A 15,470-nucleotide genomic window follows, 5' to 3' on the forward strand; every position below is an offset into this window, starting at 1 on the left:
GGGCGCAAAGCTTGCCGCCTCAAAAAGCGGGCGACAGGTCGTCCTGTCAGGCAGCCAGAATACCCAGCCGATCAAGCACGGCCAAAAGATCGGGGGCGTGGGCCCAAGGGTCGGGGCCATCGAGTCGGGGCAGGCTGATGATCGGGCAGGAGACATGACGAGACAGGCTGTGGCAGCTATCGTTCAGGGGGATGGCGGCCGGATGATCGGGGTTATCGCTGACGATCAGGGCCGAGGGTGCAAGCCCGCGATGCGCCAGCCCCTCGATACACGACAGGCTGTGGCTAAGGCTTCCCAGATAGCTGCCCGCCACCAGCAGATGCGGGCAGCCCAGACCGGCGATCCAATCGGCAACCAGATGGCGATCATCAAGGGGGACAAAGGCCCCGCCCACCCCTTCGATCAAAGTGAAGCCGGGGGCGGCCATGGTCTGCCGACAAAAATCGAGAAGCGCCTGATAAGGAAGGCTGCGCCCTTCAAGGGCTGCGGCCATATCCGGTGAAAGCGGGGCCGCAAACCGCCAGGGCGAAATATCGGCAGCGGCCGATGAGGGCCGCCCCATAGCCTTGAGCAAAAGGGCCGTATCGCTTGTTTCATCCTCGGGGGCATAGCCGGAAATGATCGGTTTGATGGCCTGCACCCTTCGCCCGGCGTGGCGCAGTTGATGTACCAATGCGGCGGTGAGCAGGGTTTTGCCGATCCCGGTGCCGGTGGCGGTGATGAACAATCCGGTCATGATATAATCCCCGTATCCTGAAGGGCGGCGATCAGGCCATCAATATCCCTTTGGCGGTGGCTAGCGGAAAAAGAAAAGCGCAGCCGGGCGGTGCCATCGGGCACGGTGGGGGGGCGAATGGCCACCACCAGATACCCCCGCGCCAATAGCTTCGCCTGCGCCGCAAGGGCTTTTTCCGCGCTTCCCAAAATCAGCGGCACCACCGCACTTTGGGGTTCGGGCAGGCCCAAAGCCTGGCAGAAATATTGTGCCGCCATCAACGGCTTGGCGCAGAGATCAGGGTCGTTTTCCATGATATCGAGGGCGGCAAGGGCCGCGCCGATGGCGGCCGGCGGCAGGCCGGTGGTATAGATCAGGCTGCGGGCGCGATTGCGGATCAGCTCGATCACCGGGCGGTCGGCGGCCACATAGCCGCCATAGCTGCCCAAAGCCTTTGATAAGGTGCCGATCAAAAGATCGGGCTGCTGGTTCTGCTGTGCCGGGGTGCCCCGCCCTTTGCCCAGAACACCCACGCCATGGGCATCATCCACCATCAGCCAGCCCTGATGCTTTTGGGCGAGGGCGGTCAATTCAGCAAGGGGGGCCTGATCGCCATCCATGGAAAAAACACCATCGGTGATGATCAGGGCATGGCGATGATCGCGGCGATGGGTGGCCAGCAGATGATCAAGGCTGTGCATATCATTATGGGGAAAACGCAAACACCGGGATTGGGCCAGCCGCGCGCCGCTGTGCAGGCAGGCATGGGCCCATTCATCAATGACGATGAGGTCCTCACGGCCCACAAAAACCGGAACAGAGCCGATATTGGCCAGATAGCCCGAGCCAAAAACCACCGCATCTTCGGTGCCCTTGAACGCCGCCAGCCGGGCTTCGAGCCGCGCATAAAGGGGATGATCGCCGCTCACCAGCCTTGAAGCCCCGGCCCCCGCCCCATAGCGCCGGGTTGCATCCACCGCCGCCTCGATCAGGCGCGGATCGGTGGAAAGCCCCAGATAATCATTATCGGAAAATGAGATCAGATCCTGCCCATGGCGCCGGGCCGTCATCCCCGCCCCCCGGGCCGTGGGATGAAGATGGCGATCCAGTGCGGCATCGCGCAGGGCATCAAGCTTTTGTTCAGCGAAGGCCGCAAGGGATGAGGGTTTGATCATGATCAGGCGATAGCGCCATTCGGGATTGCAGGTCAATGATCATGCGCTTTGGGCCGCATGATCCGCCCTGTTTTTGTGAAATATCGGGCGATGCCGGGCTTGACTTCGCGGCCAAGCGCGGGCAAGCGTTTGGTGCCCCCCAATGAATGGATATGCTATGGCCACGCGCATCAACACATCCCTTAAAACGCCCTCGACTGCAAAAGCGTCTGCGCTGTCTGCTTTTGAAAGCATGGATGATCCTAAGCTTAAAGGCAGCATCCGCCATGACTGGAGCAAAGCCGAGATCGGCGCTCTTTTTGCCTTACCCTTTTCCGATCTGATCTTTCGGGCGGCCGAAATCCATCGGGCCTTTCATGATCCGAACACGGTACAGCTTTCCCAGCTTTTATCGATCAAAACCGGCGGCTGTGCCGAAGATTGCGCCTATTGCCCGCAATCGGCCAAATTTGCCGAAGCGACCGGAGTGAAAGCGGAAAAGCTGATGGATATCGGCCCCATTCTGGCCGATGCCCAAAGCGCCAGGGACGGGGGGGCTTCGCGCTATTGCATGGGGGCGGCCTGGACCAGATTGAAAGATCGCGATCTGCCCGCTTTGGAAGGCATCATTCGCGAAGTGAAAGCACTGGGCCTTGAAACCTGCATGACATTGGGGATGCTGGAAGCCCATCAGGCCCAGCGTTTGCGGGCGGCGGGCCTTGATTATTACAATCATAATATCGATACCTCGCCCGAATATTATGGCGAGATCATCACCACCCGCACCTTTGACGAACGCCTTGAAACTTTGGCCCATGTGCGGGAAGCCGGGATGAGCGTGTGCTGCGGTGGCATTGTGGGGATGGGCGAAAGCGTGGGGGATCGCGCCTCGATGCTGGAGGTGCTGGCCACCATGACACCGCATCCCGAATCGGTGCCGATCAATATGCTGGTACAGGTGAAAGGCACGCCGCTGGCCGATGCCGCACCCCTCGATCCTTTGGAATTCGTGCGGACCATCGCCGTGGCCCGCATCACCATGCCCCGCTCGGCGGTGCGTTTATCGGCAGGGCGGGAAAGCATGAGCGAGGAATGTCAGGCTCTGGCTTTTCTGGCGGGGGCCAATTCGATCTTTTATGGCGAAAAGCTGCTCACCACCGGCAATCCCGAACATGATCGCGACCGGGTCCTGTTCCAGAAGCTGGGCATCAGCCCGGCTTAAAGCCTTCAGGGCTGTTTCTTGGCTTTGGCCCGGGGATGGGCATTTTCATAGCTGTTCATCAGATGAACCTGATCCACATCGGCATAAAGCTGGGTGCTGGAAAGAGAGGCATGGCCCAAAAGATCCTGAATGGTGCGCAGATCGCCGCCATTGCCCAGAAGATGGGTGGCAAAGCTGTGGCGCAGGGCATGGGGGGTGGCGCTTTCCGGCAGGCCCAGCGCATAGCGGGCCTTTTGCATCGCCGCCTGCACCGCCCGCGCCCCCAAACGGCCCCCCCGCACGCCTAAAAACAAGGGCCGCTCATGGCTTTGGGGATAGGGGCATAAGACCAGATAATCGCCAATGGCTTTTGCAACCACCGGCAAAACAGGCACCAGCCTTTCCTTATCGCGCTTGCCTTTGATGATCAGCATATCGCGCCCGGCGATATCGCCGCAGTGCAAAGACAAGGCTTCGGAAATACGCAGGCCGCAGCCATAAAGCAGGCTCAAAACGGCACAATCGCGGGCACCGATCCAGGGTTCGCGGGCTTCATCCCCGATACTGCTGAGCAGGGTGCGGCTATCCTTGATACCGATGGGCCGGGGCAGGCGGTGGGGCAGTTTCGGGCTGCGCACGGCGGCCAAGGCATCGCATTTGATGCCCTTTGCGCGATCCAGATAGCCGAAAAACGAGCGCAGGGCCGATAAGGCCCGGGCCAAAGAGCGCGATCCCAATCCATCCGTTCGGCGCTGGGCCAGAAAGGCGCGAAAATCAGCTACAGTCAGTTTTTGGAAATCGGTTTCATCTTCAAAATCATCACGGTGTTTATTTAAAAATTTCAATAACATCAAAACATCGTGATGATAGGACTGTATTGTATGGGCAGAGAACCTTTTCTCTGTGGTAATATAGCGGCTCCATTGTTTGAAAATTTCAACCACAGAAGGATTGATTACATCAATATCACACTGAATATCTTTATATGTGTCTTGATTGTTCAAAAAAGGCCTGCGACTATAAACATGGTGAGACAGGTGAATGCATATGGTTGTTTCTGATAACACGGCATCCTTTTATGAGCGTATCGTTGGTCCGTCTTTTGCGCAAGACTGGCCCAACCCGGCGCAGATCAATGATTTCAAGCATCACTTGCGCAGCGATCACAGCCGGCAGCTTTTTGCCTATTGGCTGATGAAATGCAGCGGGGATATTCCCCGGCGTGCTGATCTGTCGCCCCATGAGATGAAGGGCCTGCTGCCCCGGCTTTCGATCTGGGAGCATGTGCCCCAGGCCGATGCCGTGCATGTGCGGCTGGCGGGCACCTATGTGGTGGAAACGCTGGCACAAGATCCATCGGGCCATTTGAATAGCGATATTCTGCCCCCGGAATGGGTTGAAGCCATGCGCCTTTATGGGGCCGATTTCTATCAGGGAAAAGCGCCGCTTTATTTCCTGTCGTCGCTCGCCCCTTATGGCCGCAGGCATGTGCATATCGAATTTCTGTCGCTGCCTTTGCGGCGGGAGGGCACAAAAGCAACGATGGGGATCGGCATCATGGATCGGGTGGAAATCTATAAGGCCGCCTCATGATCCTGAGACGGCCTTTGCAGGTGCAATGATCGACGGTTCTTAAAGGATGCTTTGGCCGGTTGCCGCCCAATCCTTCAAAAAGCCTTCAAGCCCCTTGTCGGTCAGGGGATGATTGGCCAGCTTGCGGATGACATCGGCGGGCATGGTGGCGACATCGGCACCGATGCGGGCGGATTCCAGCACATGGATGGGGTGACGGATCGAGGCCACCAGAATCTCGGTATCAAAGCCATAATTATCATAGATGATCCGAATATCTTCGATCAGATCCATGCCATCAAAGCCATGATCATCATGACGGCCCACGAAAGGTGAAATGAAGGTAGCCCCGGCCTTTGCCGCCAAAAGCGCCTGATTGGCAGAAAAGCACAAGGTCACATTGACCATGATGCCATCGCTCGACAAGGCTTTGCAGGTTTTGAGGCCATCCATGGTCAGCGGCACTTTTACGGCGATATTATCGGCGATGGCGGCCAGCTTGCGGCCTTCTTTCAGCATAGTTGCATGATCGAGCGCCACCGTTTCGGCGGATACCGGTCCATCCACAATGTCGGCGATTTCGGCTACCACATCCAGAAAATTCCGGCCTGATTTCATGATCAGCGATGGATTGGTGGTGACCCCATCCAGCAATCCGGTTTCATTGAGTTCGCGGATATCGGCAACATCGGCGGTATCGACAAAGAATTTCATGGCCATGATCCTGAGTTATGGTGAAGGCTGCATGGGGCTGTGCTATCCCTTTGTTGCGTGAAATGCAAGCCATGCACAAGATGATCCGGCGTTCTTGATCGCTGCCACGAGCCTATCTGTTGTCCATAAACAAAAGCTGTCTCAATCTTTTATGTCTTATGATCAGCCGCAACGTCTGAAGGTTTTGCTCGCTTTGCCGGTGGCGCAGCCTTTCGATTATCTTGCCCCTCTCACAGAGGATGGCAAAGCCCTGTTGTGCAGGCCCGGTGCCATTGTGCGGGTGCCTTTTGGCCGCCAAAGCCGGCTGGGGGTGATCTGGGATGATGATGCCCCCGGCCTTGATGCGAAAGCCACGCCCATTCCCGATGATCGGCTGAAACCCATTGAAGCGGTTTTGGATCTGCCGCCCATGGGGGCAGCCATGCGGGGCTTCATCGGCTGGGTTTCGCGCTATACCATGGCGCCGTTGGGGGCGGTTTTACGGATGGCCTTACCGGCGATCGTGATTGAGGCGAAAGCCCCCACTCGCCGATTATGCGCCCCGGCGCCCGATGCCGATCATCAAGGGCTGCGGCTGACCCGCGCCCGAAAAGCGGTGCTCGATGAAGCAAAAAGCGGGCCGCCCCAAAGCATTGCGGCCTTGGCGGCGGCGGCGGGGGTGAGCGATGCCGTGGTGCGCGGGCTGGTGCAGGCGGGGGTTTTGATGATCACCGAACAAAGCGGCGACGGTGCCTTTCCCGCGCCCGATCCCGATCGTTTGGGGGCAGATTTAAGCGCCGATCAAAGCCGGGCGGCACAGATATTATGCGATCTGGTGGTGGCAAAGGCTTTTGCGCCGGTGCTTTTGGAAGGGGTGACCGGATCGGGCAAGACCGAGGTTTATTTTGAAGCCATCGCCCGGGCCTTGCAGTTGGATGCTGGCGATGATGCACAGATTCTGGTGCTTTTGCCGGAAATTTCCCTCACCAGCCAATGGCTGGATCGCTTCAAGGCACGCTTTGGCGTTTATCCGGTGCAGTGGCATTCCGATCTTGGCCCGGCGGAACGGCGGCGGGCCTGGCATCAGGTGGCATCAAACGGGGCGCGGGTGGTGGTGGGGGCGCGGTCGGCGCTGTTTCTGCCTTTTCGCGCTTTATCCCTGATCGTGGTGGATGAAGAACATGATCCCGGCTTCAAGCAGGAAGAAGGGGTTTTGTACAATGCCCGGGATATGGCGGTGGTGCGGGCGCGGATGGAAGCCTGCCCGGTGATTTTAAGCTCAGCCACCCCCGCCCTTGAAACCCTGCTCAATGCGCGGGAGGGGCGCTATCGCCATTGCCTGTTGCCATCGCGCTTTGGATCGGCGCAATTGCCCGATATCCGCGCCCTTGATCTGCGGGTCGATCCCCCGGAAAGCGGCCAGTGGCTGGCCCAAGGGCTGGTGGATGCGGTGGATGAAACCCTGGCCCGGGGCGAGCAGGTCTTGTTGTTTCTCAATCGTCGCGGCTATGCGCCGCTCACCTTGTGCCGATCCTGCGGCGAGCGTTTATCCTGCCCCCACTGTTCAACATGGCTGGTGGAACACCGCTATAAGCGGCAGGTGCAGTGCCATCATTGCGGCTATTTCCAGCCATCGCAGCCCGATTGCCCGGCCTGCGGGGCGGAAGATGCCATGGTGGCCTGTGGCCCGGGGGTGGAGCGGGTGGCCGAAGAAGCTGCCCGGCGCTGGCCCGATGCCCGGCTTGATGTAATGACGTCTGACACCATCACAAGCCCGGCCAAGGCCCGGATGCTGATCGGTCGGATCGAAGCCGGGGAAACGGATATCATCATCGGCACCCAGATCATTACCAAAGGCTATCATTTCCCGATGCTGACATTGGTGGGGGTGGTGGATGCCGATCTGGGCCTGCGGGGCGGCGATCTGCGCGCCGGGGAACGCTGCTGGCAACAATTGATGCAGGTGGCGGGCCGCGCCGGGCGGGCGGATCGACCGGGCATCGTTTATCTTCAAAGCTATGATCCCTCGCATCCGGTGACCGAAGCGCTGATCAGCGGCAATCGGGATGGCTTTCTCGATCAGGATATCGCGGATCGGCGGGCGGCGGGGATGCCCCCTTTCGGGCGATTGGCGGCTCTGATCTTATCCGGCCCTGATCTCGATGCCCTTAATGGGGCGGCAAAGGCGGTGGCCCGCGCCGCGCCGATGGCCCCGGGGATTGCGGTTTTTGGTCCGGCACCCGCGCCTTTGGCCCGCCTGCGCGGCCAGCATCGCCAGCGCCTGTTGCTGCAAACCCGGCGCGATCAGCCGATCCAGAAGATTTTAAAGCAATGGCTGGCCACCGTTCGTCTGCCCTCTTCGGTCAGATTGCGGGTGGATGTGGATCCCTACAGCTTTCTATAGGCTTTTGCTCAATCTCCAAGCGCCACGCCTTCGCGCCGGGGATCGGCCCCCCCCCGATAATGGGCTGTGCCATCCTCATCATAATGCACGGTCAAGCCATGCAGGCCGGAATTAAGGGTACGATCCCGAACTTCGTGCCCCCGGGCCCGCAGGGCATCCATCAGATCGAGCAGGCCGCGATCCCGCTCGATTTCCAGAATACCGCTTTGCGCCACCAGATTGGGGGCGCTGATGGCCTCTTGGATATTCATCCTGAAATCCAGCACATTCACCAGAGTTTTTGTGACAAAGCTGATGATCCGCGACCCGCCGGGGGAACCGATGGCCATACGCACCCGATTTTGCTCATCGAAAACGATGGTGGGGGTCATGGAACTGCGGGGCTTTTTGCCCGGTTCCACCCGATTGGCAACCTTGATGCCCTCAACTTCGGGGGCAAAGGAAAAATCGGTGAGTTGGTTATTGATGATGAAGCCGCCGCTCATCAAAAAGCTGCCAAAAGCAATCTGCACGGTGGTGGTGAAGGAAACCACATTGCCCGCATCATCAACCACCACAAGATGGCTGGTAGAGGGAATATCCGGGCCGATATGGGGGGCAAACAGCGCCCCCTGATCATGGGGCGGGTCGCCCGCCGGGGCTTCGCCCATGGCTTTGGCGGGATCGATAAGGGCGCGGCGCTTGGCCAGATAGGCGGGATCGATCAGCCCTTTCACCGGCACGGAAACAAAAGCCGGATCGGCGGAATAAAGATTGCGATCGGCATAGGCAAGCTCGCTGGCCTGAGCATAAAGATGCACCGCATCCGGGCCATAGGGGGTGAGGGCGGCAAGGTCAAAGCCTTCCAAAATGCCTAAAATCGCCAGCATGGTGGTGCCCCCCGATGAAGGCGGGCCCATGGAACACACGCGATTGCTGCGATAGGGCCCACAGACCGCTTCGCGCTTGATCGGCTCGTAGCTGGCCAGATCTTCAAGGCTCAGCGCCCCGGGGGCAAAGGGGTTGTTCTGCACCGTTTCAACTATATTTTGGGCAATCTCGCCTTCATAAAAGGCGGAAACGCCCTGCTCGGCGATCTGGCGCAGGCTTTTTGCATAGACGGGATTTTTCAGTAAAAAGCCAAGGGGTTTTGCCTCTAGGTCTTCGGTAAAGAAATAGCGGCCCGCAGCGCCCAGCCGATCAAGGCTATAGCCCGCTTCGCGATAAAGCCTGGCCCGCCCATCCAGCAGATAAAAAAGCCGGGGCGAGATTTCAAAACCGTTTTCAGCCAGATCGATGGCGGGCTTGAACAGGGTGGCCCAAGGCAATTTGCCCTGTTCCTGATGGGCCAGTGCCAGCATCGCCATCACCCCGGGCACACCTACGGCGCGGCCGCCAAAAGCCGCTTCCAAAAAGCCCATGGGCTTGCCCTGTTCATCTAAAAACAGGGTTTCATCCACGGTCTGAGGTGCTTTTTCCCGCCCATCATAAGCAATCAGCTTTTCATCGGCTTTATTATAATGGAGCAGAAAGCCACCCCCGCCAATGCCCGATGATTGTGGCTCTACTAAGCTGAGCACCGCCTGCATGGCAATCGCCGCATCCACCGCACTGCCCCCCTGGCGGAGCATCGCCAAGCCGGCGCGACTGGCATGGGGATTGGCCGCAATGGCCATGTGCTTTTCAGCCTCGACAACCTCTGTATCGGTTTGGGCTGAAGGCGCGCCATCCTGAGCAAAGGCCCGCGAGGGGAGGGTAAGGGCGGCTGTGAAAAAGAGGGGGGACAGCAGCAGGGCGGAGAGAAAGGCTGCGGATCTGGCGGGCAGAAAGGGTGAGCGCATGAATGAACGATCCTTGATAAGGGTGCAAGCGCCCACTATAGCAAAGGTGTGCAACAAGAAAAGCATCCAGTCAGGCCTTTTGATCACAGAGCCAAAGCCCCATGAGTGACGAACCCATTAAACCCACAGCCCATGATCGGATCACCGATATCGCCGGGATTCTGGTTGGCAATAGCCATGATGCGCAGGTGCAAACCGGCACCACCGTTATTCTGCCCGATCATCCGGTCATGATGGGTGTGGATGTGCGCGGCGGCGCCCCCGGTACCCGGGAAACCGATGCCCTTGATCCAACCTGCCTCGTCAACAGCTTTCATGGGCTGGTGCTTTCGGGGGGCTCGGTTTTTGGGCTGGCGGCGGTGGATGGGGTTGTTTCATGGCTTTCGGTGCGGCAAAGGGGGCTGGCTTTGGGGCCGTGTTTCGTGCCGGTGGTGCCCGGTGCCATTCTTTATGATCTGGCCAATGGTGGCGATAAAAACTGGGGATCGCTGCCCCCCTATCGCGATCTGGGGATGGCTGCTTGTGATGCGGCTGGTCTTGCGATCAGCGAAGGGGCTGTGGGGGCAGGCTTTGGGGCGCGGGCCGGGGGCCAGCGTGGCGGGCTCGGCACGGCGGCTTTCCGTTGCGAAAGCGGTTTTTCGGTGGGGGCGCTGGTGGCAGTGAATGCCTATGGTCCGCCCATCGATGATCGCCGGGATCGCATACCCATGCCAAAAGAAGGATTGGTGGGGGCGAATACCACCATTGCCGCCATTGCCACCGATCTCGCCCTTGATAAAGCGGGGTGCAAGCGGTTGGCGATGATGGCTCAGGATGGTTTGGCGCGCAGCTTGCGGCCGATCCACACACCTTTTGATGGGGATAGCGTTTTTGCTCTCTCAACCGGGGCGATCAGCCCGCCCCAGCCTTATGCCCGCAGCCTGTTGGTGGCGGGAACGATGGCCGCCGATGCTTTGGCAAAGGCCGTTGAAAAAGCCCTGCGCGCGGCATCGACGGCACAATTTTGAGCTTTAATGCACCGAAACCGGCATCAGCTCGTGGGAGCGGGCGACCATCAGCGCTTCAGGAAAGCTGGGCGCATCCGCAAGCTTGATGCCATTGGCGGCATGAAGACAAAAGCTTTTATCGCCGTTTTGGGATTTGACGGACCGGATATAAACCAGATGCGGCGCACCCAATTCAGCAAAGTCCCGATCCGAAAAGCGATCAGTGGTCGGAGCGTTCATAGGCGATCCCTTCTTTGGCATCCGAAGGAGACGCGGCTTTTCCTTCAAGATTGCGTTTGATGCTGCGCGAGCTGTGGTCGCCTTGCCTGATCTCGATGGTTTTGATCGATTTTTCAGGCTCGGGCCGATTGAGATCGACATTGAGCAGGCCATTATCCAAAGAAGCACCCGAAACCTCCATGCCTTCGGCAAGCACGAATTTGCGCTGGAACTGGCGCGTGGCAATACCGCGATGCAGGAAAGTCCGCTCGGTTTCCTCATTTTGCCGACCGCGAATCACAAGCTGATTGCTTTCCACCGAAATGTCGAGATCATCGGTGGTAAATCCGGCAACCGCCAAAGTGATGCGCAAGGTGCGATCATCGAGATGTTCAATATTATAGGGTGGATAGCCATCATTGCCGCTTTTCGCAGCGGTATCGAGCATCCGTTCGATATGATCGAAGCCCAAAAGCAGGGGGCTGTTGAAGACAGATAAGCGTGACATGGTTGTCCTCCTTTAGAAGCGATCCGCTCATCCGGCCCATCTCCCATGGAGATCAACATAAAGCACCGGATAAGCACCCGAACCCGGGCCAGCAATCCTGATCGTTGCGGCAAAGCTGGCCTTGGGTTCAAAATATTTGGGGTTGGGATCGGTTCGGGTCAAGAGGGGTGATCAGCCGGTGCAGCGCGGCCTGATCATTTTTCCGCTTCATCTTGCTGTGCCGCTTCATCCGGCAGGCGGCCTTCGGGTGGCTCGGGCGGCCTGATCCAGCAGGGTGCTCCGGCTTTTTTAAGGGCGGCACACACATCCCGGGCCTGTTCCAGATCCCGCAAAGGTCCGGCATTCAGGCGATAGAAAAAGCCCCGGGGCGCGGTATTGCGATCACCAAAATCCACCTCAGACCGGCGCGGTTCCAAAGGTTCGAGGATGATCTGATAATGATCCCAGTAATATTTCTGGCCCTTGATCAATTGATCGGCGGTGCGATAGGCGGCCACCTGCACCGACCAGCCTTCGGGTTCGATCAGCGGCGGCAGGTCCACCGGCTCGGGTGCGGGTTCTGGCTCAGGTTCAGGTTTTGGCTCAGGTTCAGGCTGGGGCGCAGGCGCAGGTTCTGGCGCAGGTTCTGGTTCTGGTGCCGTCACAAGCCGGGCGGCGGCACGGGATTTGTCTTCGGTTTCTTCAAAAACCAGAATGGCCTGATCCGATGGCGTGCGGGCCGGGGATTGCAGGCCCAAAATCAGGGCTGCCACCCTTTGGGCGGGCGGCAGGCTTTCCAATTCACGGAAATAAGCGAGCGTTTCCAAGGCTGAGCGGTGATCAAGATCAACCCGGGCCATCTGCCCTGCCGGTTCCATCCGATTGGCAAAAACATAGGCCAAAACCAGATTCTGCCGATGCTGGGCTTTGGCTTTTGGGCTTTTCACGATGTCTTCCAACAGCGCGATGGCCTTTTCATTCTCATCATAAAGCGCATGGCTCAGGGCCAGATTGCTGCGCAGATTGAGATCATCACCGCCACTTTGCAGGGCGCGATCATGGGCTTTGAGGGCTTCATCATGGCGGCCCAGAGCATCAAGGGCCACCGCCCGGCCTGAATGGGCCTCGGGCAAGGGGATGGGCCCGGCGGTGGCGATGGCCTGATCAAATTGCTTGAGCGCCAGTTCGGATCGGCCAAAGGCGAGATCAACCTCACCCAGACCCAGATAGGCAGCGGCCAGATTTTTATCGGCACGCACCGCCAGCAGGAAGGTTTTTTCGGCTTCGGCGATTTGCCCCATGGCGATCAGCGATTGACCCAAACCCACCAGCCCCTGTGGCCGCATTGCACCGCCCGAGATGACCTGCCGATAAAGCGGGATGGCGGCGGCATGGCGGCCCTCATCGGCCAGCCTGCGGGCAAGGCTGAGCAACGGGGCCTTATCCCCCGCTTCGGCCCCGGATGCGGGCATGGCAGCCTGCTGCACCATCGGCGATGAGGTGCAGGCACCCACCATCAGCGTGGCCAGACCAAGGGCGAGGGCCAGAGCCGGGGCGGGTGTATGATGCCGCAGGGATAGGACGGGTTGTTTTTCGCTCACCTTTATTCATGCCTTTTTTGCTGGCAGCATTGTTTGGGATTCATGCCTTTTAAACAAGCGCAATCGGGCAGGCGGTCCTGATAAGATTCCAAGATCATATCCAAGGCGTTTTCCAGGATCATCTGGCCTGATTGATTGAGATGCGCCGAGAGGATCTTTAATTGCAGATGCTTTTCTTTATCGAGCCTTAGGCTAAGGGCAATTCGTTTCTGATCCGTTACGCCATCTGTATTGCCAGATTTCTGTGGTGCATGAGGCTTATGAGGCTGATCCGGCCGCGGGGCCTTTGGCGCCACGCCTTTGGCCCGTGTATGCAGATGATCCGGCCCTTGATGCGCGGGGGGGCGGTGGGCATCGCCATAAAGCCTGGCGTCCGAGACGGGGCTGGTTTGGCCGCTTTTTTGGGGCATGAAAGCCGGGCTGGCGCTGCCTTTGCGGGCCAGCAGGCCGGCATTCAAGCGGGCGACATGGGACATTTCATCTGTCTCCTGTTCTTTTTGACTCTTCTGAACGCATCGGGCCAAAAGCCCGTACCATCATCACCATGCGGATTGATCGGCCAGATCGTTTTTGCGGCCAAAGCTGCGGGCCGCGCTGCCATTGCCGATGGATCGCGGATGGCTGCGGCCATTGAACACCGTGCGCCGGTGTGTGCGTTCCAGCCGATCATGCAGATAGCGCCACAGGGCTTCCACCTCTTCGGCGGATTTGCCGGGCTTGCCGATTTCCAAAACCGTGCGCCCATCGATCATGCTGGAGGCAAAATCGGTGCGCTGATGGATGGTGGTGGGGGCCACCGTGCCATGCTGCGACAGGGCAATGGCCGCATCAGAGGTGATCCGGGCCCGGGCGGTGGCGGCATTGATGACAAACACCAGTGGCTTTCCCGCCCGCTCCACCAGATCCACCGTGGCCCCGGCCGCCCGCAGATCATGGGGCGATGGGCGGGTGGGGATCACCACCATATCACTGATCGCCACAACACTTTGGATGGCCATGGTAATGGCCGGGGGGGTATCGATCACCGCCAGTTTGAACCCTTGGGCGCGCAGATCATCCAGATCGCTGATCAGCCGCGAAATGGATGTGCGGGCAAAAGCCGGGGCGGGATCGGCCCGTTCATTCCACCATTCCGATAATGATCCTTGAGGATCGGTATCCACCAGCACCACAGGCCCGGCGCCCGCGCGTTCTGCGGCTACGGCCATATGTCCGCTCAGGGTCGTTTTGCCTGATCCGCCCTTTTGAGATGCAAAAGCAATCACGCGCATGTGCCTGTTCCTTTGAGCTTGTGTCTCGACTTTTCGAATCCCGAATAGCTGATGCCTTGATGTCTTGATGCCTGAAATCAGACTCGGGATAGGCGATTATCAGTGAATAAACTAAAAGAATGGCTTTAAAGAACCGTAAAGTGATTTAATAAAGACGAGTAAAAAGCCATTTAATTTGATAAATTTTTAATTATAATAAGTATTAATCAATTTAATTAAAAAGACAGTTCAGGCTGCAACGGGGCGGCATTTTCGGCATGTCGCTTCTGGACCCACCGCCCGCTTTTCGCTAAGCATGGCGGATGGGCGCGCGCAGGATGGAAGGTGATAGCAAGAGCATGCAAGGGATGATGATCGGGGTTTGGCAACAGGCTGGGAATGCGGGGGGGTGGCACCGCATCGCTTGGCTATGGAAGGGTGCCATGCGGCTCGGCTTTGTTCTGCCGATGATGGCGGCGGCGCTGATCTGCGCGATGCCCCGAGCGCAGGCGATGCAGGCCCAGAATCAGGTCCAGAATCAGGCCCAGAATCAGGCTGAGGATGAGGCCCCCCTGTCCCTTTCGGCATTGGATGAGGGGCGTACCCATTATCTGGCCGGGGATTATGAAGCGGCGCGCAAGGCCTGGCAGCCGCTGGCCGATGCGGGCGATCCCCGGGCCCTTTATAATATGTCGACCCTTTATCGTCGGGGTTTGGGGGTAGAGGCCGATAGCGACCGGGCCACCGATTTTCTGCGTCAATCAGCTGATCAGGGCTTTGCGGAAGCGCAATATGTTCTGGCCAGCCAGCTTTTCGATGCGGAAACGGCTGATGAAGCCGATCGCCAGCAGGCGGTGCGCTGGTGGCTGGATGCCGCCCGCCATGATCATGGCCTGTCGCAATATCGTTTGGGGCTTTTATACTGGAATGGCGATGCGGTGGCGCGGGATCTGGTGCGCGGACGGGCTTGGATGGGGCTGGCATCGCAAAATGGCCTGCCTGAAGCCAATGAAGCCCGCGAAACCATGGATCGCTATCTGGATGTCAGCCAGCGCCGCGAGGCGGAAACCCTGTCACCCGAACTTTTGGAGCCTGAAGAGTCTCAGATTGCGACCGGGCCTTCAGGCGATGCCGAACCTTCCTTGGCACCGGCGCCCGCCACGCAACCGGCTTCGCAACCGGCCATCCGGGATGCCGATGAACAGCCCGGCGTGACCCGGATGGCGGAAAGAGATGAGCAGGGGCGGACCATCACCCCGGTTCCGCGCCCCCAATCTGTGGGCGAAACAGCCGCCACTTCGGCCGCGGCCGTCCCGGCTTCTTCCCCCACTTCCCCTGCGGCTTCTCCCCCGGCCCCCCCCCTGACCC

15 protein-coding genes are annotated in these 15,470 nt (G+C 59.0%); 5 read left to right on the plus strand and 10 right to left on the minus strand.

The features are described from left to right. Positions 1-46: 46 nt before the first annotated feature. Together bioD and bioF are read right to left on the minus strand one after the other, a co-directional pair. Complete coding sequence (gene bioD, locus AQ1_RS14175) at positions 47-736, minus strand: dethiobiotin synthase (RefSeq protein ID WP_042088362.1); 690 nt, start codon at positions 734-736, stop codon at positions 47-49. Next, on the minus strand, positions 733-1,890 hold the full coding sequence (bioF, locus tag AQ1_RS14180) for an 8-amino-7-oxononanoate synthase (protein ID WP_042088508.1): 1,158 nt from the start codon (positions 1,888-1,890) through the stop codon (positions 733-735). The genes bioD and bioF overlap by 4 nt, the downstream gene beginning before the upstream one ends. Before the next feature lie 232 nt (positions 1,891-2,122). Between bioF and bioB the strand changes: the two genes are divergently transcribed. After that, positions 2,123-3,091, plus strand: coding sequence for a biotin synthase BioB (bioB, locus tag AQ1_RS14185; RefSeq protein WP_042088510.1), 969 nt, complete (start codon positions 2,123-2,125; stop codon positions 3,089-3,091). A gap of 5 nt (positions 3,092-3,096) precedes the next feature. On the opposite strand, the gene AQ1_RS14190 is transcribed toward bioB, so the two are convergent. After that, positions 3,097-4,014 (minus strand): tyrosine recombinase XerC, encoded by a 918-nt coding sequence (locus tag AQ1_RS14190; RefSeq protein ID WP_313977853.1) that lies wholly within the window; start codon positions 4,012-4,014, stop codon positions 3,097-3,099. Between the two features lie 103 nt (positions 4,015-4,117). Between AQ1_RS14190 and AQ1_RS14195 the strand changes: the two genes are divergently transcribed. Next, complete coding sequence (locus AQ1_RS14195; protein ID WP_161760642.1) at positions 4,118-4,663, plus strand: PAS domain-containing protein; 546 nt, start codon at positions 4,118-4,120, stop codon at positions 4,661-4,663. 39 nt (positions 4,664-4,702) lie between these two features. On the opposite strand, the gene fsa is transcribed toward AQ1_RS14195, so the two are convergent. Beyond that, positions 4,703-5,356 (minus strand): fructose-6-phosphate aldolase, encoded by a 654-nt coding sequence (gene fsa / locus AQ1_RS14200; RefSeq protein WP_042088365.1) that lies wholly within the window; start codon positions 5,354-5,356, stop codon positions 4,703-4,705. A 151-nt stretch (positions 5,357-5,507) separates the two neighbouring features. Between fsa and AQ1_RS14205 the strand changes: the two genes are divergently transcribed. Next, positions 5,508-7,739, plus strand: a complete 2,232-nt coding sequence (locus AQ1_RS14205) for a primosomal protein N' (protein ID WP_052371319.1) — start codon at positions 5,508-5,510, stop codon at positions 7,737-7,739. Positions 7,740-7,747: 8 nt separating this feature from the next. Here the strand turns inward: AQ1_RS14205 and ggt are convergent, their stop codons facing one another. Then, the gene (gene ggt, locus AQ1_RS14210; RefSeq protein ID WP_042088516.1) at positions 7,748-9,559 is read right to left on the minus strand and encodes a gamma-glutamyltransferase; all 1,812 of its coding nucleotides are present in this window, start codon (positions 9,557-9,559) and stop codon (positions 7,748-7,750) included. Between the two features lie 101 nt (positions 9,560-9,660). Here ggt and AQ1_RS14215 point away from each other — a divergent pair, with 101 nt between their 5' ends. Continuing rightward, the gene (locus AQ1_RS14215; RefSeq protein ID WP_042088366.1) at positions 9,661-10,566 is read left to right on the plus strand and encodes a P1 family peptidase; all 906 of its coding nucleotides are present in this window, start codon (positions 9,661-9,663) and stop codon (positions 10,564-10,566) included. 3 nt (positions 10,567-10,569) lie between these two features. On the opposite strand, the gene AQ1_RS14220 is transcribed toward AQ1_RS14215, so the two are convergent. From AQ1_RS14220 to AQ1_RS14240, 5 genes are all read right to left on the minus strand, one after another. Then, complete coding sequence (locus tag AQ1_RS14220; RefSeq protein WP_042088368.1) at positions 10,570-10,785, minus strand: DUF1150 family protein; 216 nt, start codon at positions 10,783-10,785, stop codon at positions 10,570-10,572. Next, entirely contained in the window at positions 10,766-11,272 is a 507-nt protein-coding gene (locus tag AQ1_RS14225; RefSeq protein WP_042088369.1) for an Hsp20 family protein, read from the minus strand. The genes AQ1_RS14220 and AQ1_RS14225 overlap by 20 nt, the downstream gene beginning before the upstream one ends. A 194-nt stretch (positions 11,273-11,466) precedes the next feature. Then, on the minus strand, positions 11,467-12,852 hold the full coding sequence (locus tag AQ1_RS14230) for an SPOR domain-containing protein (RefSeq protein WP_042088370.1): 1,386 nt from the start codon (positions 12,850-12,852) through the stop codon (positions 11,467-11,469). Between the two features lie 2 nt (positions 12,853-12,854). Next, the gene (locus AQ1_RS14235; protein WP_042088371.1) at positions 12,855-13,328 is read right to left on the minus strand and encodes a hypothetical protein; all 474 of its coding nucleotides are present in this window, start codon (positions 13,326-13,328) and stop codon (positions 12,855-12,857) included. A 63-nt stretch (positions 13,329-13,391) separates the two neighbouring features. Continuing rightward, positions 13,392-14,123, minus strand: coding sequence for a ParA family protein (locus AQ1_RS14240; RefSeq protein ID WP_042088372.1), 732 nt, complete (start codon positions 14,121-14,123; stop codon positions 13,392-13,394). A 422-nt stretch (positions 14,124-14,545) separates the two neighbouring features. On the opposite strand from AQ1_RS14240, the gene AQ1_RS14245 reads away from it, so the two are divergent. Next, the coding region (locus AQ1_RS14245; protein WP_161760644.1) for a tetratricopeptide repeat protein at positions 14,546-15,470 on the plus strand (925 nt) is incomplete at its 3' end.

This window comes from Iodidimonas nitroreducens (genome assembly GCA_000710935.1).
GTDB classification, from domain to species: Bacteria; Pseudomonadota; Alphaproteobacteria; order Sphingomonadales; family Rhodothalassiaceae; genus Iodidimonas; species Iodidimonas nitroreducens.